Here is an 18,206-nt window from a genome sequence, read left to right as displayed (position 1 = left end):
GACCTTCGCCGTCATGGGATTGCTCACGCCTCCTCGGCCGCGCGGGCCACGAGCTTGGTCCAGGCGGTCACGACGTGCTCGCCGGCCTCGTCGTGCACCTCACCGCGGATGTCCAGGATGTCGTTGCCCGCCATCGACTTGACCGCCTCGATGGTCGAGGTGACCGTCAGCCGGTCACCCGCCCGCACCGGACGGACGTAGGCGAACTTCTGGTCGCCGTGCACCACCCGGCTGTAGTCCAGACCCAGCTGCGGGTCCTCGATGACCTGCCCCGCCGCCTTGAACGTGATCGAGAACACGAACGTCGGCGGAGCGATCACGTCCGGATGACCGAGGGCCTTCGCCGCCTCCGGGTCCGTGTACGCCGGATTGGCGTCTCCCACCGCCTCCGCGAACTCACGGATCTTCTCCCGGCCCACTTCATAAGGCGCGGTCGGCGGATACGTCCGCCCCACGAACGTCTGGTCGAGCGCCACGGGTGGCAACCTCCTGCTGCTCTTCTCTTGGCCAGTCTCTTCTTGACCAGGAACGACTCGAGGCCGCCCCCAAGCTTCGGGGACGGCCTCGAGTACGAGCCTTGATTATCGCGTTTCGCGGTGCGCGGTGTGCGCGTTGCAACGCGGGCAGTGCTTCTTCATCTCCAGTCGGTCCGGGTTGTTACGCCGGTTCTTCTTGGTGATGTAGTTCCGCTCCTTGCACTCCACGCAGGCCAGCGTGATCTTCGGGCGGACGTCGGTGGCAGCCACGTGAGTGCACTCCTTGACGAACGGATTGATGGTATTAACGCAGGAAAGAGTAGCCGATTGAAGGACCGACCCCGCAATCGGCTACTGAGAGTAGCGGTGACCGGACTTGAACCGGTGACACAGCGATTATGAGCCGCTTGCTCTACCGACTGAGCTACACCGCTGTGATGTGATCGGGCCCCGCCTTGCGGCGGGAACCTCTCACACCAGAGCCCCAATACGGAATCGAACCGTAGACCTTCTCCTTACCATGGAGACGCTCTACCGACTGAGCTATTGGGGCGAGCGATGAAGACATTACACGGTCGCCCGCCGTTCGCCCAAATCCGTTTCGCCGCCCGTGCCCCGGCCCGTCCCCATCGGTGCGCAGACGACGGGAACCGGCGCCCGTCGCAGGCCGCGGTCCGTCCCGCACGACCGCCCGGCACGCTGGGCCGACGGGTGACCGAGGGCGTGCGAGGCGGACCGCGGCCGGTACGACTATTGCCCTCCTCCGCGCCGGGGGCTGATCACCGTCCTAGGCTCGTCCCACTCTGCGTGATCTTGCGTCCCCCACTGCGCAGCCCCGAGCCCAGAGGAGTGCGATGCCCGACAGCCAGCCGCAGCCGCCCCACTCGCCCTCCCCTTCGGGCCCCGCCCACCCCAACTCGCTCCTGCTGTCCGGAGCGCGGCTCACCGACGGCCGGACCGTGGACGTGCGCCTGTACGGCGGTCGCATCGAGGCGGTCGGCACGGCCGGCAGTCTGGCGGCCCGCACACCGGGGCCCGGAAGCCGCGTGGACCTCGCCGGCTACCTGCTCCTCCCCGCCCCCGCCGAGCCCCACCTCCACGGCGACACGGCGCTGACGGCCGACGCCACGGCCCCTTCCTCCCACGACCCCCACGACGTCCAGCGCCGGGCCACGGAAGCCGCCCTGCTCCAGCTGGGGCACGGGGCGACGGCCCTGCGGGCGCACGTGCGCGTGGGTGACGTCGCGGGACTGGGCGCGCTGACGGGGGTGCTGCGGGCGCGGCGCTCGCTGCGCGGGCTCGCCGAGCTGACGGCGGTGGCGATGCCGAGGGTGCTGACCGGGGTGGCCGGGGCGGACGGGCTGGCGCTGCTGCGGGACGCGGTCAAGATGGGCGCGGACGTCGTCGGCGGGTGCCCGGACCTCGACCCCGATCCGGCGGGGTACGTGGAGGCGGTCCTGGAGGTCGCCGCGGAGCACGGCTGCCCGGTCGACCTGCACACGGACGCCGCCGACCCCGCACGGCTGGCCCGGCTGGCGGCGATGGCGGGCGGACTGCGCCCCGGGGTCGCCCTCGGCCCCTGCGACGGTCTGGGCCGGCTCCCGTCCGACGTGGCCTCCCGGGCCGCGGACGGGCTGGCGGCGGCCGGGGTGACGGTGGTGTGCCTGCCCCAGGGCCCCTGCGGCGCCGGGGGCCCCCGGGACGGCACGGCTCCGGTACGGCTGCTGCGGGCGGCCGGCGTGCCGATCGCGGCCGGGAGCGGTGCACTGCGGGACGCCGCCAACCCCGTCGGGCGCGGGGACCCCCTGGAGGCGGCGTACCTCCTGGCCTCGCGCCAGGGGCTGCGCCCCGACGACGCGTACGAAGCGGTGAGCACGGCGGCGCGGGCGGCGCTGGGTCTGCCCGAGGTACGGGTGGAGGCGGGATTCCCCGCCGAACTCCTCGCGGTGCGCGGGGACCGGCTCGCCGCCGCCCTCTCCCTGGCGTACAGCCGCGTCGTGGTGCACCGGGGGCGCGTGGTGGCACGGACGAGCGCGGTACGGGAGTACGGCGACTCGACGTCCCCGACGGATCTCGACCTCCCCCGGCAGGGACGCGGAGGGCGTGGCGAACCGTCCTGAGGGGGTGGTGGGCCGGGGGTCGGACGCGGTGCTGCGTGTGGGCTTTGGCGGCGACGCGTTGCCGGGGTCCGGGGCGCCCGTGGGGCTTCGGCGGTCGGCGGTCGGCGGTCGGCGGTCGGCGGTCGGCGGTCGGCGGTCGGCGGTCGGCGGTCGGCGGTCGGGCGAGGCTTGGGCCGTGAGACGTGAGGCCGGTGGCGTCCGGAGGCTCTGGCGGTGTGCGGGTGTGCGGGTGTGGGGACGTGGGCGCCCGAGTCATCGGGCGGCGTGCGTGGCGGGCCCGTGGGCGTCCGAGGGCTCGGCGGGAGTGGCCGGACGCGGCCGAAGTCGTACGGCGCCGGCGGCCGTCGGGGCGTACGGTCGAAGACATGCGCATTGTCATCGCTGGTGGTCATGGTCAGATCGCGCTGCGGCTGGAGCGGTTGCTCGCCGCGCGGGGTGACGAGGTGGCGGGCCTCATCCGCAAACCCGAGCAGGCAGACGACCTGCGCGAGGCCGGCGCCGAACCGGTCGTGCTCGACCTGGAGTCGGCCTCGGTCGAGGAGGTCGCGGAGCGGCTGCGGGGCGCCGACGCGGCGGTCTTCGCGGCGGGCGCCGGCCCCGGAAGCGGAGCGGCGCGCAAGGACACGGTCGACAAGGCCGCAGCCGTCCTCTTCGCGGACGGGGCGGTCCGGGCCGGCGTACGGCGTCTCGTCGTCGTGTCCTCCATGGGAGCCGACCCGCGGCACCAGGGGGACGAGATCTTCGACGTCTACCTGCGCGCCAAGGGCGAGGCGGACGCGTACGTCAGGTCGCTGGACGGGGTGGACTGGACGATCCTGCGTCCCGGCCAGCTGACGGACGACGCCGGCACCGGCCTGGTCCGCCTGGAGGCTCACACCGGCCGCGGGCCGGTCGCACGCGACGACGTGGCCGCCGTCCTGGCGGAGCTGGTCGACAGCCCCGCGACGGCCGGCCTGACCCTGGAGCTGATCGGCGGCTCGGCGCCGGTGTCGGTGGCGGTGAAGTCGGTGGCCGGGAACTGACCCCGCCCGAGACGGCGAGCAGGAGCGGGACGAACGTCAGGACAACGTCAGAACAGGGGCAGTTGCCCGGGGAAGTCGGGGACGGCGTACCCGTCCAGCGAGGGTTGCACCGCGCCGAGTTGCGCCGGTCGGCGTGAGCCGGGGCAGGAGACGAGTTCGCCGCTCCCCCGCGCGCCGGACGGGTCGTGACGCGCGTACCGCCCCGCGACGACGGCGATCTCGCGACGGCACTCGGGGCAGACTCTGCGACGGGAGGACGAGGCCATGGCAACAGTCTGCCCGGAGACACCGCCCGCCAGGAACGCACTCGCTCTTTCGGCCCCGGACATGACGAAGGACCCCGTGACCTGCTGTTCGGACAGGTCACGGGGCCCTTTTCGTTCCCGTGTGGCGGCGCCAGGATTCGAACCTGGGAAGGCTGAGCCGGCAGATTTACAGTCTGCGGCACAATCACCCTCTGACCACGATGTACGCCTCCGCAGCCCCCCTCTCCCCCACGCCTGCCCCGCAGAGCCAGCCAGCCCAGGCTTTCTCACTGGGCAGGCGGCAAACAACGACACCGGGGAATGTACGCCAAGCCGACGCCTTGCGGGTTGAACGTACGGTCACACCGATGTCTACCCCTTGCAGGGATGCTGATTGCAGTTCCCAAGGGAGGGGGACACTGCAATACGCACCCTGCCCATATCTCGACATTCCTTAATAGTCATTTTACCCGCAGGCATGGAAAAATTCACGAGATAACCGTATACTGCGACATGGTGGTCCAATCAAGGGGAGCGGCGTGCGACGAGATCATTTCAGGCGAGAAGCCGACATGCTTACACCTATTGTCGAGCAGGCAACGCGGCTCACTTCAGGACGAGAAGTCGAAACACTATTCGAAGTGCAAACGAATGCCGGAATTCCCGACATCGTACTAATCGAGTTCGACGAGAATGCATTCAGAAAAAGGGAACTGGATCACCTTTCCTTCATCGTCGACCTTGCCGACATGTGCGTACTTCGCCACTTGAGCGCCATTGACACCGAGTCCGTAACCGCAAAATCCCTCTCGGAGAAATTGCCACTCGGCGCTAAGTACATCGGAGCAAGGATTCTGCCTCGCCTCATGGATTATGGGTACGCACAGAAAGAGTCACGCGGACACTGGCGGGCAACAAGCCAATACGTAAGCACTGCCAAATACGTCGGCACATTGGAAGCCAAGATCAACGATTGGCGTAGCGGATATAGTCAGACGCTGCGGCATCGAGCGTCGGCAGACGAGTCATGGCTCGTGTTGGATTCCACTCATTCTTCTCAAGCCAGCGCTCATAAGAACTGGTTCGAACGTGCTGGAATCGGATTGGCTACACTGCATCCTAACGTCGGTATTGAGTCGGTCGTAACACCCCGCACACGAGAGAACCAAAGTAATTTTAACATTTACCGCGAACTACTCGCCGAACGCGCCGCGCACCTTTACTCAAGAGGCGAAGTGAGCGGCACGATCGGATTGGTATTCGGCGCGGACCTTACTACTACTACAGGGCCTGATCCCAGACGTTCAAATGCCGCGGCACGTCACCGGGTCCGAGCGGCAATCCACTCGACCAACGTTTAGCGCTTGTCACGATGCGTCGGACTGCACCATGCCGGCCTCCTCTTGCCGAGTCCTCTTGAACGCGGGCGGTCAGCGCACCCATTGCAAAGATGTGATGCAATGCCGAGAGAGCGTGAGACCAGGGCTGGGTATCGAACAGACTAGGGCAGTATGAACAGTCACACTGCATGTAACCTTGCGCCATTTGTACCACGTCATGAGAACTGCTATCGATCGTATGCAGCATCTGCCGCTCAAAGTACCTTTGCGCCTGTTGTTGCCCTTGACGCCCACGCCTAAAGACGTGCTCAGCAAAACACTGGTCCGATCCGCTAACACCTAGCCCATAGCCGACGGCTCCATGAGCAAGGGCGAACCAACCCGTCAACCCGGTTTGTGGAAGCAGCAGTGCCCTACCCTCATCTTGGCAGAGGTTGGCGAGTCGCCTAATACCCATGATTAGATCCGCGTCCTCGGTTGGAGCAAACGCCTTGGCCTGGGCCCACTGGATCCGGACATACAGTACGTCGAACTGATCCTGTTCGAGGATTTCGTCCAGCAGTCGGTCCCGTAGCGCACCAACGGAAAGCCAGCGAGACGGCACCGTGAGGTTCAGGGCTACACGCTCGCCTCGCTCCGTCAATGCCAGTACTCGGTCGGCCTCTTGAACGGCTACATCAAGGGACTTCTGCGCGTCATCCGGGTTCAAGGCACGTCCGGGAGTCAAGAGTAGGTTGGCACCTACAGATCGCTGCGCCTCTACGACTTGATGCAACCAGTCACTGTCACCAGTGGAGGAAAGGTATGGTGCATACTCGAATGCCCTTTTACCGATGTTATTTGGCGGGAGACGAAGCACCCCTTCATCGAGTCGATAACACTGAGGATCAGCGATGCGAAGTGCCGCCACGGATGCCTGATTGAAGAAGGAGTCTAGTTTCTGCGCCTTGGCACTAGGCAGACTGGCAATGGCTCCAATACTCAGATGCCGCCCCTTCTTATGCTGCAGATCGCCCATGACTATCGGCAAAAGGTTCGCATGGCGGGCTCCACGATGCACAAGGTAAATAGGGCGACCACCTGCTAGGGCCGTATCACGATCAACGACTGCCGGGGCCGTGGTTTTGGAAACCGAGGGCGACCCGGTTGGCAAGGCGGACACGACACTACCTGCACCATTTCCCCCAACCGCCAAATAGCCGTTTCCATCATCCATTGGAACGTACGCTTCTTCAGCGGCTAGCCATTCCGCAGCGGCCTCGTCTTCCAACTCCTGTTCGTTGACCGATGGCGTAAGACTGTCGTCCTCCGCTGACCACTCAAGGTCGCCGTCAAACATCGGTTCCGGCTCTTCGTGGGCCATTTCCCCCCCCAAGTTCTGCTTATCTATTCACTGGATTAGTCGCGCCAAGTTGCTGGCGCTACTACCGCGCTCATGTTGAACGAATGCCGTTAGTCTGTCCAGCACTTGCCTAACGTCGTCCGGGCAATCCCTGGGGAGATCCTCAGGGCCCGCCACAAGCTTGGTGAAAGCTTCGTCCAAGGTGTACTTTTCATGCGGCAAGTAAAAGGGATGGCATCCAGTGATTATTTGGCGTACGGAGACGCCTACCGCCCACAAGTCGGCCGCTTTACGTGCACGTCCCCCCTCAAGCTGCTCCGGCGCCATATACGGCACGGTCCCAATGTGCCCTGGATATACGGTGATAGTGGTCGAATCCATCTGCTTAGCTAGACCAAGGTCGAGCAAGACCGGGCGACTCCACTGCCCGTCACGCAGCGCAATGTTGGCAGGCTTGACATCCCGGTGAATCGTCGCCGCTCTATGGAGAGCCTGTACGCCCAGCAGAAGACCTCGGAGGAACTCACGCACGTCCCCCATCTCCAGGAGCTGCCCGTTATTTAGGCGCTGCTCAACATCTCCGCCCGCGATATATTCGAAGCGTAGCGCCGGCCTAGGCTCGCCCCCTAGTTCTATTTCCTCCAGCCCGCGAAAGGCAACGACGTAGGGGGAACTGACGCGTGACAGACCTTCGACTTCTCGTTCCAATCGCGTTCTTGAGTAGCCATCGACACAGATCACCTTTAGAGCTTCATCGCCAACTTTCCAGGTATCGCCGAATGCACCGGACCCCAGGAACGTTACTGACGTACCTAGACGACTGCTAATATCCTCGGCACTGAAACGCGGAGCGGTAGGAGGCTGGCTCAATGACTTCTCGTTTCATAACTTGCCCACCCGTCTTCTTGTAGCGGCGGACGCGACACGCTGGTCCGTACAATCATCCAGATTCACCTGAACCCCGCAAGGGGGTTGCAACTAATCGTCTACTACTGCGCCATATCAAATGGTGCAAAATTACACAAAGGGCCTAGGAAGGTCACGCCGTCAGCAGCGGCGCGTGGGGTAGCTCAGGCACGCGAGACTCGCCGGTCCGCCGAGTTCCTTACCCGCATAGCTGGTTGAGGCCCTGAGCAACTCCCGCTGGCAGCGGGCGGAGCACCGGTAGCCTGGTACGCACCACGTCAGAACGGAGAGTGCTCCGCGGATGGGACCGAAGACGACCAAGGTCTATGAGACGCTTCGCGCGCGACTTGCGGCAGGCGAGTACGCGCCCGGTGACAAGCTCCCTTCAGAACGCACACTCGTGGAAGAACTCGGCATCGGCCGGACGGCTCTACGGCAGGTGCTCGCGCGTCTCGTCTCCGAAGGGCATCTGGAGGTGCGGGGACGGAGTTCGTACCGGGTGTCGGGCGCGGTGAGCGTCCAACGTCCGGAAGGGCTGGAACCCTGGCGTATCCACGGCGAGCGCGACGTGTACGACAACCGGTGGGTCAGACTTCAGCTCTGGGACGTAGAGCCACCCGGGGTCGAGAGGTTCGAGCATCACGTCGTGAGGCTCCACCACGTGGCCATCACCGCCGTCATTGATGATCAGGACCGCGTTCTGATGATGTGGCGGTATCGCTTCGTCCCGCAGCAATTCGGCTGGGAGCTCCCCGGCGGCATCGTCGACCAGGGGGAAGACCCGGCGGACACGGCGCTGCGGGAGACCGTCGAAGAGACGGGATGGCGGCCCAAGTCACTGGAACACGTCGTGAGCTATCAGCCCATGGTTGGCATGGTCGACTCACCACACGAGATCTTCGTAGCGCACGGCGCCGAGAAGGTCGGCGAGCCGACCGACCTGGAAGAGGCCGGCCACATCGAGTGGGTACCGCTGGCGGACATCCCTGGGCTCATGGCCCGCGGTGAGCTGCTGGGCTCAGGCACCCTGGTCGCTCTGCTGCACATCCTGGCGACACGACGCACACAGGGACTCACAGCCGCGCAGTGAGCAGGTCGATGCGACGGCGCTGCCGGACCGAACCGGTCCGGCTCGCCAACAGTCGAGCCTGACGCAGGTGTGTACTGGCGTTGTCGTACTCGGCTCGTGTGAGGTGCGCTTGGGCAAGGTCGGCGTGGAGGCCAGCGCGTGCGCGAACGAACGTCGGGTCCATCACCTCAAGCGCGCCGTAAAGACTGGTCACCGCCGACTCCTCCCCGAGCAGGGCGAGCACGTTGCCCTGCCACCGGGCGAGATGCGCGCCGTTCAGGAAGATGCTCAACATGTCCGGGTCCCGATCCTCGGGGCCCGGCGGGATGACCGCCATGGCCGCCTCCAGCGCACGTCGGCAGTCGTCCGGCATGTCGGCGTGCGCGCACATCTCGGCTTCCGCGGCATACAGCCATGCCCGGAGTCGGGCGGAACCGGCTTGCCCGACGGTGCGCTGAGCATCCCGCACGAGGTCGACGGCAAGCGCCGGCCGTCCCGCTTCGCAGAGCACGTACGCCTGTTCGCCCATGGCGTGAGCCAGGTACATGGGCTCTTCAGCGTCGCGCGCCGCGCGCTTGGCAAGTTCGTAATGGCGCCACGCCCGCTCGACGGCCCCCGAGTCGATTGCCTGCCACGCTGCCAGAGTTGAGGCGCCGGCGAGTGCGAGCGCCACGGGCCGACGGGCGGAAGGCAGCACGGCAAAGTTGAGCGCGTCTTCCAGGGCGGACAGATGGCCGGACATCTGATCGACCAAGGCCGCGGCGCCCCTCTGGCGGTCCATGGTCCGCAGTAATTCGGTCTGGTCGTTGAACATCTTCACCATTGACTCGCTGACACTGCTGGCCGAATCGATCCGGCTCAAGAGGTCGTCGTAGCCGTCGGCGGTCGGCGCCACAGGGGCCGGGTCAGAGTCCCGCAGCTCCCCGTCCGTGACGCCGAGGAGCTGCCGCAGCATGCGTGCGTACCGGTCCGAAATGGTGCGCTTGCCGTTCTCCCACTCGGACACGTACACCCGCAGGCTCGCGGTCGACGCAACGTCCGTGAGGTTCCGTCGGGCGAACTGCTCGATCTCGCGAACCAGTCGTTCCTGCGACCACCCGCGCGCTGTCCGCGCACTTCGAAGTCCCGCACTCACGGGCCCACCTCCCGGCATTGGCTTGCCTCACAACACCTTGCCAGCCTGACGCGCGTTGCCGCAGGTCAACAGGGGTTAACAGGCCGAAGGTTAAGCCCTGTTGGCTACCGGCGGCCCTGCCTTTAGAGGTCTTCTGGAGATGCACCGCGGCGGTTCGACCGCCACGAACCAGCGAACCACCTTGACACTGGTGCGCACCAGATGCAGTCTGTTGGTGCGCACCAGATGACGGGTCGGTCTCGGAATCACGGTGTGAGAGACAGCGCCCGGACGCACGGCCCGGAGTACCCGCTGTGGAGAACTCAACAGGGTGCCGACCCAGCCGCATGAACTCGTGCGGTCGATGGGTGCAGGTCACCACCCCGACCGCCCATGTCGGGCCGGGTGACCTGCCCAGATCCGCCCTTCGGGGCGGTGACTGGCATCGCGTGATCTGACATCCGCAGAACCTTCCGCGGCATCTGCCGCGCTTCGAACCACAACCCTTCCGCCGTGCTCGTCGCGGCGGCCGGTTGCCTCCGCTGCTCGTCGCGTACGAGCAGCGCTGAGGGGAGCCGGAACCGACTCCAACGGCAAGCGGCTCCCGGGGTGCCACCCGGGAGCCGCGTTCGGGCCGTTCCTCCCTGAAAGGAACCACGACCCATGGAGCACATCGTCACTGTTCAGGACGCTGTTACCGCGTTCGAGCCGTGGATGGAACCCACGGCCGCTGAGCTGGACGCGATCGAGCGCGAGATGCCCGTGATCCTCGCGGACGTCGACCTGCTGGACGCGCACATCGTCACCCTCGACCGCACGCCGACCGAGGTGGACGACCGTCGCATCCGCAGGGCCCGCCGCCGCGCGCTGGCTGCCCGCGTCGCGCTGGTCAACCGCGCCGCCGGTACGAGCCTTTCCGGGGGTGCCGCGTGAGCGCCACCGACCGTAACCTGACTGCCGCTCACGCCGAGGTAAAGGCGGAGATCGCGCGAACGGACACGAAGACTGCGCTGCTGCTGGCGTTCGTGGGCGCAGTTCTCGCCGGCACCTGGACCGTCGCCCGGGACGTACCGCCGACCGTGCCGGCCATCGTCGCGGGTGGCCTCGGTCTGACGCTGCTGGTCGCGGCGGCCGGTCTGCTGCTGCGGTCGGTCCGCCCGAACCTGAGTGGCAGGCACGGATTCCCCCTGTGGGCCACCCTCACCCCGAGCCAGATCACCGGAGTCGTCGCCGGGAACCTGGCCGCCGACATCGCCGGACTGTCCCGGCTCGCGGTCGCCAAGTTCACCTGCCTGCGCCGCGCGGTCGACCTCACCATGACCGGCGGGGCCCTGCTCATCGTCGCCGCCCTGCTCACCGCCGGGGGTGCCCGATGACCGGCGCCAAGCTGACCCGCGTACAGATCGGGGTGTTGGCCGCCGCGTTCGTGCCGATGCTGGCCACGGGCGTGTTCGGCGGGATCGGCACGTACAGCAACATTGGCCACGCCTACGGCAAGGGCACTGCGCTTGGGGCGCTCGCCGCCGGCGAGGGGGCGACCGCCGTGCTCGCCCTGGTCCTGCTCGGGTTGACCATGCTGGGCCAGTCCTCCCCGCGCATCGTCCGGCTCGGGCTGTGGGCGCTGCCAGCCGCCGCCGCCGTGATGGGGGCGATGGCCGCACCCGATCCGGGGCGCACCGTGATCTACGCCCTGACTCCGATGGGCATGTCCGTCTCGGCAGAGGGCATGGCATTCCTGGCCCGCAGGATCGTGGTGCACACCGACGGCCGCGATGCCGAGAACGAACGCCGCACCGCCGATCTGGTGCAAGCCCTGGCCTACCACCGGGCCCGTGCCACGCAGCACCCCAGCGACCGGGTCAAGAAGTGGTCGGAACGGAAGTCGTGGCGGCTGGCCCGCAAGGTCGGGGTCGGGGACGTGGCGCTCGGATCGAGGCTGCTGGACGTGCAGCGCGACCGCGTCACCGCCGGCGCGGATGCCGCCCTCGCCTCTATGTTCGGCGGCACCATGCTCGATCCCGCACCGACTCCGAATGCGGAAGATTCCACCGATACCAGTATGAAACGGTCTATGGCTGACCTGCCGGAATCGACGCCGGACCCGGTGGTGACGCTGACCCGGCTGGCCGTGCCCGAACCGGTCGCGATCGACCTGGGCAAGTCGACTCCGCACCTCAAGCCGCTCCCGCCGGTCGACCCCGCTCCGGTCGCCTCGATCGAGCCGCGCACCGTGCCGGCGGAGTCGACTCGACCGCGCCGCGCCACTGGGCGTGTCCCGGACGCGGCCAAGCCGCGTCGACCGAAGCGCACGCCGGAACAGTTGCTCGCCGAGGCACGCAAGGCGACGGACGATTGGCCGGACGCGAAGGTGACCGGCGAGGGCATCCGCCGCGCCATCCACACCTCGCCGGCCAACGCCCGGACGCTGCGGGACACGATCCTCGCCGAGCGGGCCCGCACGGTGGAGGTGGCGGGATGAGCACGCCCACGACGGACACGGTGAAGTCGTTCAGCTTCGGCGGTGGCGTCCAGTCCACGGCCGCCCTGGTCCTCGCAGCCCAGGGCGAGCTGGACTACCGCACCTTCCTCATGGCCAACGTCGGGGACGACTCCGAACACCCCGGCACCCTGCGATACCTGCACCAGTACGCCATCCCCTACGCCCAAAAGCACGGCCTTGAGCTGGTCGTGCTGGACCGCGTGATGAAGCGGTCCGGTGAGGTCCGCACCCTCTTGCAGGACCTGACCCGGGATGGGTCGCGGTCGCTGAAGATCCCGGTGCGGATGTCGAACGGGGCCCCCGGCACCCGCTCCTGCACGGCCCAGTTCAAAATCAAGGTCATCGCCGACGAACTCAAACGGCGCGGCGCCACCAAGGACGCCCCAGCCACCGTCGGCATCGGGATCAGCCTGGACGAGATCCAGCGGGCGAACAACCGGCACTGCGAGCCGCACGAGCGCATCGAGTATCCGCTGTTAGAGCGCGGGATTCGGCGTATCGATTGCGCCCGCATCATCCGCGCCGCAGGGTTGCCGGTTCCGCCGAAGTCGTCGTGCTGGTTCTGCCCGTTCCACCGGCCGGAGACGTGGCACGACATGCGCCGCAGCGAGCCGGAGCTGTTCGAGAAGGCGTGCCAGCTCGAAGACCTCCTCAACCGGCGCCGTGACGAACTTGGCAAAGACCACGTCTGGCTGACCCGGTTCAACCGGCCCCTTCGGGCCGCGATCCCGGACGGCGTCGACACGCTCCCGTTCGACGAGTGGGACTCCGGCTGTGACTCCGGCTGGTGCATGACCTGACCTCAGCGAATCCACCCGACTCACCGAGGGGAAGCCAAGGATGCGCAACGCCGACATCCGCCGCCTGGACCGCGAGATCCAGGCGACACAGAAGAAGCTCGAAGCGGTCCGCCGGGGCGAGTGGTGGCCGCTGACCGGCAGTGAGCGCCGGGCGATGGCCCGCTCGCTGGCCGTCGGCGGCTACAAGGTCGCCCGCGGTCGCAGCGCGGGCCGCGAGGAACAGCGCATGGACACGACCGGCAACAGCGCGGAGCTCCGGCTGAACGCGGAGCTGACCGCCCTGCACGGCGAGCGTCAGCGGCTCCTCACCGAGGCCGCGAAGACGAAGGCGGCCAAGCGGTCGTCGGGCTGGTTCTGACCAGCCATTTCAGTACCGGGGTGGCCGCTCTTTCCACGGACCCGGCCACCCCGGCTCACTCCCTTATCTCCCGCCCCGATCGGGGCAGTCAGGAGCAGTCCCAGCATGTCTGAGAACGTCGTTCACCTCCACAAGGCCACCGACCCCCCGACCGCCGACACCGCCCCGACCGTGCTCACGGTCGTGCCGGACGCGCCGCCCGCGCGGCCGGTGCCGCTGTGGGTGCGCTCCGGCCGTGCGGTGAAGTCCGTGGTCACACACGAGTCGACTCGGGCCACGGTCCGGGCTGCGGCCCGGCACGGCCTCTACACCTTCAACGGGGGCCGCATCGTGGCCCGTCGGGCGTGGGACGGCCGTACTGGCTCGCGATACGAGCGGATGATCCGGGCGGCGGAAGCCGCGGGGAACCTGGAAGCGGCGGAAGAGTGGGAGGAGCGGTTGCAGCGCTTCCGAGCCGCCCGCCACCACCGCCGCATGGACCTGCTCCACTCCCCGGTGGAGGCCGCGAAGGGCGTGGCCGTCGGTGCCGGCATGAGCATCGGTGCCCTGGTCGCCCTCGGAGTCGTCATGGCCATCAGCACCGGCCATATCGGGGACGTCATCACCCCGCTGTCGGCCACGATCGACTTCATCGCCCTGCTCATCCGCATCGTGCAGGTCGTATGGGGCCCAGCGCTCACGATCGGCCCATTCCTCGCGCTGCTGGCGCTGTGGTCGGTCGGCCGCAAGCAGCACGCCGCCCCCTCCTGGGCACTGCCCGCGAACGTCCGAGGCGGTGAGGGGGAGCCGATCACCCCGTCCATCGTGGTCAAGGCCCTGCGCGACCTCGGCGTGCCCGCCCTGCGCAACGCCATCAAGGAGATGGGCGACGCCGGCGCCTCCATGCTCGGGCCGATCCGGATCGCCGGATGCGGTGTCGAGGTGGACGTAACCCTGCCCTCTGGGGTGTCCACGGTGGAGGTGCAGCACAAGCGGCGCAAGCTCGCCGAGAACCTGACCCGGCACGAGCACGAAGTGTTCATCACCATCCCCCAGGCCGCCCGTACAGTGCGGCTGTGGATCGCCGACTCCGGAGCGCTGGACGAGCCGATCGGCCCCTCCCCGCTGGTCACCGACGAGACGCTGACCGCCGACTACGCCAAGGGAAAGGCGCCATGGGGTCAGGACCTGCGCGGCGACGCGGCCGGCATGAGCGTCTACCAGCGCCACCTGTTGGTCACAGGGTTGTCGAACCAGGGCAAGACGGCCGCGCTGCGGGCGCTGGCCCTGTGGCTGTCTCTGGACCGGTCGGTGCAGTTCTGGCTTGCCGACCTCAAGGGCGCCGGGGACTGGCGGCCGTTCGACGGCATCGCGTCCGTCCTCATCCAGGGCCCGACCGATGACCACGTCATCCAGGCCACCGAGATGGCAGAGGACGCGGTCACCGAGATGAACCGCCGCCTGGAGATCCGGCAGAAGGACCCGAACGCGAAGTTCCCGCCGCTCATCGTCCTCGTGGACGAAGCGCAGGTGGCGTTCATGTGCCCGGCCAAGGACGAGGAGAACCGCCCCTACGGCGGCAGCAAGGCCACCTCCCGGTACTTCATGGCGGTCCGCAAGATTCACAACCAGGGCCGTGCCGTCGACGTGCTGATGTGGCAGGGCACGCAGGACCCCACCGACCAGAACCTGCCCAAGCTGGTCCGCGAGGGCGCCCACACCCGCGCGTCCCTCGCACTGGGCACCGAGCAGCAGTCCCGGATGGCGCTGGGGGACAAGGCCGTCAACGGCGGCGCCGCCCCGCACCTGCTCCGGCAGGGCCTGGACAAGGGCACCCTGGTCGTTGCCTCCGACGGCATCGCCATTCCCGCCGGGCAGGCGTCCATCACCGTGCGGACGCACTTCATCGACGACGACGCGGCACAGGCCATCGCCGACCGGGCCAAGGCCCTGCGCGACGGCGTCACCACCCTGCACGCCATCAAGCACGAAGAGGAGCACGACCCGCTGACCGACATCGCCGCGGTCATCGGCGACGCGACCCGCGTGCGGACCAAGGACGTGCTCGCACGACTCGCCGCGCTCAACACGGCCGCTTACGGCGGCTGGTCGTTCCTCGACCTCAAGCGCGTTCTGGACGACGCCAGCGCCAGCCCGTACAAGTCCGACGGCGTCATGTGCGTGGCCCGCGACCGCGTCGCCCGCGCCCTTGCCGACCGCGACACCGAGGGTTCCGCTTCCGCCGAATGACGGCAGGGAGCCGACCGCCGACGGGGCAGGGAGGCAGGGAGAACTCCCTGACCGCCTCCCTGCCCCGCCTCCCTCGCCCTGACCTGCGCAAATGATCGTCCAGGGAGTCAGGGAGGCACGCAGGTCAGACCCCTGAATCACCCCTCGCAGTACCCCCGGCAGGGGGTGTCTCTGCCTCCCTGACCCACGTTCGGAAGGGATTCCGCATGTACCCCGACCACACCCCTCACCCGCCCGCACAGCGGGCCGTAGAGGTCCACCACCCGACCCCGTACCCGCCCGCCACCGTCACGCCGGCCCCCATCGTGCCAGTCCAGCCGGGCACGGTTCCGGCAGTGGCGAGCATCGTCCTGCCGGACGGCCGCGTCGTCACCGGCTACGCCATCAACCCCGCACAGCCCGAGCCGATCGCGGCCAAGCCGGCAGTTGCGCGGACGGCGGTGAACGTCGCCCTCGGGGGCGTCGGGTTCCTCGCGGTGTGCGGTGGGCTGATCCTGCTCACCTCGTTCATCGCCGCGCTCACCGCGTTCATCACCCAACTGATCATCCTGGCCGCCGTGATCTTCGGTGGATGGATCGCCGTGCAGCTCTTCACCGCGAGCGGCCACCAGGGCGGGGCAGGAACGACGGTGAACATCCGCAAGGCCGTGATCAAGCGGAGCAACTTCCGCGGCTGAGGCTAGGCGAGCGGCCAGCCAGCAAAGCCGTCCTCGGTCTGGTAGACCAGCGACACGCTTTCCTCGGCAAGGAGGTCCTGGACGTCTGCGGTGGGTTCCTTAGGAAGCAGCACCGCGACGCGCAATCCCTCCTTGTTGGGGATGTGCCGGCGGTAGTCGGCCAACTGCCCAATCGCCATGCGCACGTTGGCGCGGGTCGTCTGGCCCTTCGCCTCGTACAGCACGTGATCCGTCGCGTCGTACAGGTCAGGGGTGAGCGCGCCGGGCTCGCCCTTGATGGTGATCTGAAAGCTGTGGGTCTCGTGGCCAGCCGCGGACAGGTGGGCCACGAACGTGGTGACCAGTTCGCCCTCGCGGCGCAGGACCTTGCGCTGCCCGGCGGGAATGTCCGCGACCGTTTCGGCGGTGCCGTGCTGCTCGGTCTTCTTGGCCTTCGCTCCGCTCTGCTGCGGCAATACGACGGGTGCAGGGGTACCCGCGGCCTGTCCCGGTGCGGTGATCTCAACGTCCGTCTTCAGTGCATCCGGCAGACGATCGTCCTCAGTCCACGCTGGCGTCGTTCCCGGGGCCGGCCGGAAGCGGAACACCAGCACATTCCGCATGACCTTGTCCTTGCCCGGTGCGCGCCGCACCTCGTAGGGCTTGACCAGGTCGACCACCATCTGACCGATGTAGCGCTGCTGCTTCGCTCCGCTGCCGGGAACCTTGCCGTTCTCGACGAACAGGTGGATCTCACGGTTCTTCTCGGCCGCGGTCAGCAGTGACCCGTTGCGGTCGGACGGCTTCTGATCTCCCTTGGTGCCGGCGCCGGTGTACAGGTACAGCGGCCCGTACTCGTCGTCTTCTGCGCGGCCATCGAAGGTGTAGCCGTACTCCTCACCCGCGGACGGGTCGGAGTACACGAACACCTTGCCCGCATCGTCGGCCGGCTCGATGCCCTGGTACTTCCCACACCCGTAGGCCGCGGCAATGGCCTCACGCGTCGTCACCATGCCCGGCACAAGATCAACGGTCGTCGTCATTCCGCGACCTTAACCACGACCACTGACAACCTGCCGCCCCATTTCCCGGAGCACAGCAAAGGGCGGCCCCTCTTCCGCCAAGAACGCGGGGCCGCCCTTGCCAACCAGCACCCAACAAAGGAACTGGAGATACCCCAGCATGACGCAACCCACGCTCTATCCGCAGCACACGGCGCTGAGTCTCGCGGCGTCCGGCGTGCCCGTGCTGCCCCTGCGCCGGGGGAAGGTCCCGTTCGGCAACTGCACGACGTGTGCGGACAACGCGTGCGGCGGCCGGCCGAACATGAGGGTCCCGGGCCTGTGCCGGTGCCCCGGCGTCTGCCACGCGTGGGCCGCCGCCACCACCGAGCCGGCCGTCATCGTCTCGCCCGCATGGGCGGCGGCGTGGCGGCGGGCGGTGTGCGTCGGCTATCACCCCGGCGGCGCCGACCTGACCGTGGTGGACCTGGACGACGCGGACGCCATCGCTTGGGCCCGCACCGCCCTGCCCGCCACCCGGACCGTGCCGACGACGCGCGGCCAGCACTGGATCTACCGAGGCGCCATGACCTCACGCAACGCGGTCCGCCCCGGCGTCGACATCAAGTCGACCATGGCCTACGCCCGCTACCTCGGTCCCGGTACCGGGGCGATGGCGGACCTGCCGGACGCCGTGCGCGCGCTGGCCGTCAAGGAACCCTCCCCGGTCCGGCTGGCGACCGTCGCCGTGCCCGTGGGGGCCGGTGGCGGGGAGTGCCCGCACCGCACGCCCGCCTATCTGGAACGCGGCATCGCGATGGCCGTGCAGCGCATCACCGGGGCCGGCAACGCGATCCACGCCACGGTCTATGGGGCGTTCCTCGCGGTGCTGTCCACGCACGGCCGGTGCGGCTGCCTCACCGACGCACACGTCGCCCGCCTGTTCACCGCCGCGCAGAGCAAGGGCGAGACGGCCCGGCACTGCACGGACGCGTGGACCAACGCCCGCACCACGTTGGGACTGTGAC

General features: G+C 67.8%; 18 protein-coding genes and 3 tRNA genes. 11 read left to right on the top strand and 10 right to left on the bottom strand.

Going from position 1 to position 18,206, the window contains the following annotated elements; all coding sequences use genetic code 11:
• Positions 1 to 23: 23 nt before the first annotated feature.
• The 4 genes from AC07FV_RS32895 to AC07FV_RS32880 form a co-directional block, all read right to left on the bottom strand.
• Entirely contained in the window at positions 24 to 476 is a 453-nt protein-coding gene (locus tag AC07FV_RS32895) for an FAS1-like dehydratase domain-containing protein (RefSeq protein WP_479091286.1), read from the bottom strand.
• A gap of 105 nt (positions 477 to 581) precedes the next feature.
• Positions 582 to 746 (bottom strand): 50S ribosomal protein L33, encoded by a 165-nt coding sequence (gene rpmG, locus AC07FV_RS32890; protein WP_003948671.1) that lies wholly within the window; start codon positions 744 to 746, stop codon positions 582 to 584.
• 91 nt (positions 747 to 837) lie between these two features.
• Positions 838 to 910, bottom strand: a tRNA-Met gene (locus AC07FV_RS32885).
• A gap of 46 nt (positions 911 to 956) precedes the next feature.
• Positions 957 to 1,029, bottom strand: a tRNA-Thr gene (locus AC07FV_RS32880).
• A gap of 301 nt (positions 1,030 to 1,330) precedes the next feature.
• Here AC07FV_RS32880 and AC07FV_RS32875 point away from each other — a divergent pair.
• Both AC07FV_RS32875 and AC07FV_RS32870 read left to right on the top strand, forming a co-directional pair.
• A complete protein-coding gene (locus AC07FV_RS32875; protein WP_479091285.1) occupies positions 1,331 to 2,596 on the top strand; it encodes an amidohydrolase family protein in 1,266 nt (421 codons plus the stop codon).
• 365 nt (positions 2,597 to 2,961) lie between these two features.
• Positions 2,962 to 3,618 (top strand): SDR family oxidoreductase, encoded by a 657-nt coding sequence (locus AC07FV_RS32870; RefSeq protein ID WP_479091284.1) that lies wholly within the window; start codon positions 2,962 to 2,964, stop codon positions 3,616 to 3,618.
• 47 nt (positions 3,619 to 3,665) lie between these two features.
• On the opposite strand, the gene AC07FV_RS32865 is transcribed toward AC07FV_RS32870, so the two are convergent.
• The 4 genes from AC07FV_RS32865 to AC07FV_RS32850 form a co-directional block, all read right to left on the bottom strand.
• Complete coding sequence (locus AC07FV_RS32865; protein ID WP_479091282.1) at positions 3,666 to 3,884, bottom strand: hypothetical protein; 219 nt, start codon at positions 3,882 to 3,884, stop codon at positions 3,666 to 3,668.
• A 122-nt stretch (positions 3,885 to 4,006) separates the two neighbouring features.
• A tRNA-Tyr gene (locus tag AC07FV_RS32860) sits at positions 4,007 to 4,096 on the bottom strand.
• Between the two features lie 1,048 nt (positions 4,097 to 5,144).
• Positions 5,145 to 6,542 carry a hypothetical protein gene (locus AC07FV_RS32855; protein WP_479091281.1) on the bottom strand — a complete coding sequence of 466 codons (1,398 nt, stop codon included), beginning with the start codon at positions 6,540 to 6,542 and terminating at the stop codon, positions 5,145 to 5,147.
• A 51-nt stretch (positions 6,543 to 6,593) separates the two neighbouring features.
• On the bottom strand, positions 6,594 to 7,415 hold the full coding sequence (locus AC07FV_RS32850) for a serine/threonine-protein kinase (protein WP_479091279.1): 822 nt from the start codon (positions 7,413 to 7,415) through the stop codon (positions 6,594 to 6,596).
• A 337-nt stretch (positions 7,416 to 7,752) separates the two neighbouring features.
• Here AC07FV_RS32850 and AC07FV_RS32845 point away from each other — a divergent pair, with 337 nt between their 5' ends.
• Complete coding sequence (locus tag AC07FV_RS32845) at positions 7,753 to 8,541, top strand: NUDIX domain-containing protein (RefSeq protein WP_479091277.1); 789 nt, start codon at positions 7,753 to 7,755, stop codon at positions 8,539 to 8,541.
• Here AC07FV_RS32845 and AC07FV_RS32840 read toward each other — a convergent pair.
• A complete protein-coding gene (locus AC07FV_RS32840; protein WP_479091290.1) occupies positions 8,525 to 9,532 on the bottom strand; it encodes an XRE family transcriptional regulator in 1,008 nt (335 codons plus the stop codon). The two genes, AC07FV_RS32845 and AC07FV_RS32840, sit on opposite strands and share 17 nt — an antisense overlap.
• A gap of 765 nt (positions 9,533 to 10,297) precedes the next feature.
• Here AC07FV_RS32840 and AC07FV_RS32835 point away from each other — a divergent pair.
• The 7 genes from AC07FV_RS32835 to AC07FV_RS32805 all read left to right on the top strand — a co-directional run bounded on the left by AC07FV_RS32835 (position 10,298) and on the right by AC07FV_RS32805 (position 16,198).
• The gene (locus AC07FV_RS32835) at positions 10,298 to 10,567 is read left to right on the top strand and encodes a DUF6284 family protein (RefSeq protein WP_195886921.1); all 270 of its coding nucleotides are present in this window, start codon (positions 10,298 to 10,300) and stop codon (positions 10,565 to 10,567) included.
• Complete coding sequence (locus tag AC07FV_RS32830; protein WP_479091276.1) at positions 10,564 to 11,010, top strand: Pycsar system effector family protein; 447 nt, start codon at positions 10,564 to 10,566, stop codon at positions 11,008 to 11,010. The genes AC07FV_RS32835 and AC07FV_RS32830 overlap by 4 nt, the downstream gene beginning before the upstream one ends.
• Positions 11,007 to 12,113, top strand: coding sequence for a conjugal transfer protein (locus tag AC07FV_RS32825; protein WP_479091275.1), 1,107 nt, complete (start codon positions 11,007 to 11,009; stop codon positions 12,111 to 12,113). Before AC07FV_RS32830 ends, AC07FV_RS32825 begins: the two co-directional genes overlap by 4 nt.
• Complete coding sequence (locus tag AC07FV_RS32820; RefSeq protein ID WP_479091273.1) at positions 12,110 to 12,934, top strand: phosphoadenosine phosphosulfate reductase; 825 nt, start codon at positions 12,110 to 12,112, stop codon at positions 12,932 to 12,934. The genes AC07FV_RS32825 and AC07FV_RS32820 overlap by 4 nt, the downstream gene beginning before the upstream one ends.
• A gap of 40 nt (positions 12,935 to 12,974) precedes the next feature.
• Entirely contained in the window at positions 12,975 to 13,292 is a 318-nt protein-coding gene (locus AC07FV_RS32815) for a hypothetical protein (protein ID WP_479091272.1), read from the top strand.
• Between the two features lie 105 nt (positions 13,293 to 13,397).
• Entirely contained in the window at positions 13,398 to 15,521 is a 2,124-nt protein-coding gene (locus AC07FV_RS32810; RefSeq protein ID WP_479091270.1) for an ATP-binding protein, read from the top strand.
• Positions 15,522 to 15,727: 206 nt separating this feature from the next.
• A complete protein-coding gene (locus tag AC07FV_RS32805; protein WP_479091269.1) occupies positions 15,728 to 16,198 on the top strand; it encodes a hypothetical protein in 471 nt (156 codons plus the stop codon).
• A gap of 2 nt (positions 16,199 to 16,200) precedes the next feature.
• Here AC07FV_RS32805 and AC07FV_RS32800 read toward each other — a convergent pair whose 3' ends face one another.
• Entirely contained in the window at positions 16,201 to 17,220 is a 1,020-nt protein-coding gene (locus AC07FV_RS32800) for an SRA domain-containing endonuclease (RefSeq protein WP_479091268.1), read from the bottom strand.
• A gap of 139 nt (positions 17,221 to 17,359) precedes the next feature.
• Here AC07FV_RS32800 and AC07FV_RS32795 point away from each other — a divergent pair, with 139 nt between their 5' ends.
• Positions 17,360 to 18,205: a bifunctional DNA primase/polymerase gene (locus AC07FV_RS32795; protein WP_479091266.1), complete on the top strand. Its 846-nt coding sequence runs from the start codon at positions 17,360 to 17,362 to the stop codon at positions 18,203 to 18,205.
• Position 18,206: the final 1 nt, after the last annotated feature.

The sequence above is a fragment of the Streptomyces sp. NPDC045956 genome (assembly GCF_056430705.1).
Note: the sequence above shows the minus strand (reverse complement) of the source record. Positions and strands in the feature narration are given on the sequence as shown.

Coding starts and splice junctions, on each gene's coding strand:
- AC07FV_RS32875 (WP_479091285.1), top strand. CDS start 1,331: ATGCCCGACAGCCAGCCGCAGCCGCCCCACTCGCCCTCCCCTTCGGGC.
- AC07FV_RS32870 (WP_479091284.1), top strand. CDS start 2,962: ATGCGCATTGTCATCGCTGGTGGTCATGGTCAGATCGCGCTGCGGCTG.
- AC07FV_RS32865 (WP_479091282.1), bottom strand. CDS start 3,884: ATGGCCTCGTCCTCCCGTCGCAGAGTCTGCCCCGAGTGCCGTCGCGAG.
- AC07FV_RS32855 (WP_479091281.1), bottom strand. CDS start 6,542: ATGTTTGACGGCGACCTTGAGTGGTCAGCGGAGGACGACAGTCTTACG.
- AC07FV_RS32845 (WP_479091277.1), top strand. CDS start 7,753: ATGGGACCGAAGACGACCAAGGTCTATGAGACGCTTCGCGCGCGACTT.
- AC07FV_RS32835 (WP_195886921.1), top strand. CDS start 10,298: ATGGAGCACATCGTCACTGTTCAGGACGCTGTTACCGCGTTCGAGCCG.
- AC07FV_RS32825 (WP_479091275.1), top strand. CDS start 11,007: ATGACCGGCGCCAAGCTGACCCGCGTACAGATCGGGGTGTTGGCCGCC.
- AC07FV_RS32820 (WP_479091273.1), top strand. CDS start 12,110: ATGAGCACGCCCACGACGGACACGGTGAAGTCGTTCAGCTTCGGCGGT.
- AC07FV_RS32815 (WP_479091272.1), top strand. CDS start 12,975: ATGCGCAACGCCGACATCCGCCGCCTGGACCGCGAGATCCAGGCGACA.
- AC07FV_RS32810 (WP_479091270.1), top strand. CDS start 13,398: ATGTCTGAGAACGTCGTTCACCTCCACAAGGCCACCGACCCCCCGACC.
- AC07FV_RS32805 (WP_479091269.1), top strand. CDS start 15,728: ATGTACCCCGACCACACCCCTCACCCGCCCGCACAGCGGGCCGTAGAG.
- AC07FV_RS32800 (WP_479091268.1), bottom strand. CDS start 17,220: ATGACGACGACCGTTGATCTTGTGCCGGGCATGGTGACGACGCGTGAG.
- AC07FV_RS32795 (WP_479091266.1), top strand. CDS start 17,360: ATGACGCAACCCACGCTCTATCCGCAGCACACGGCGCTGAGTCTCGCG.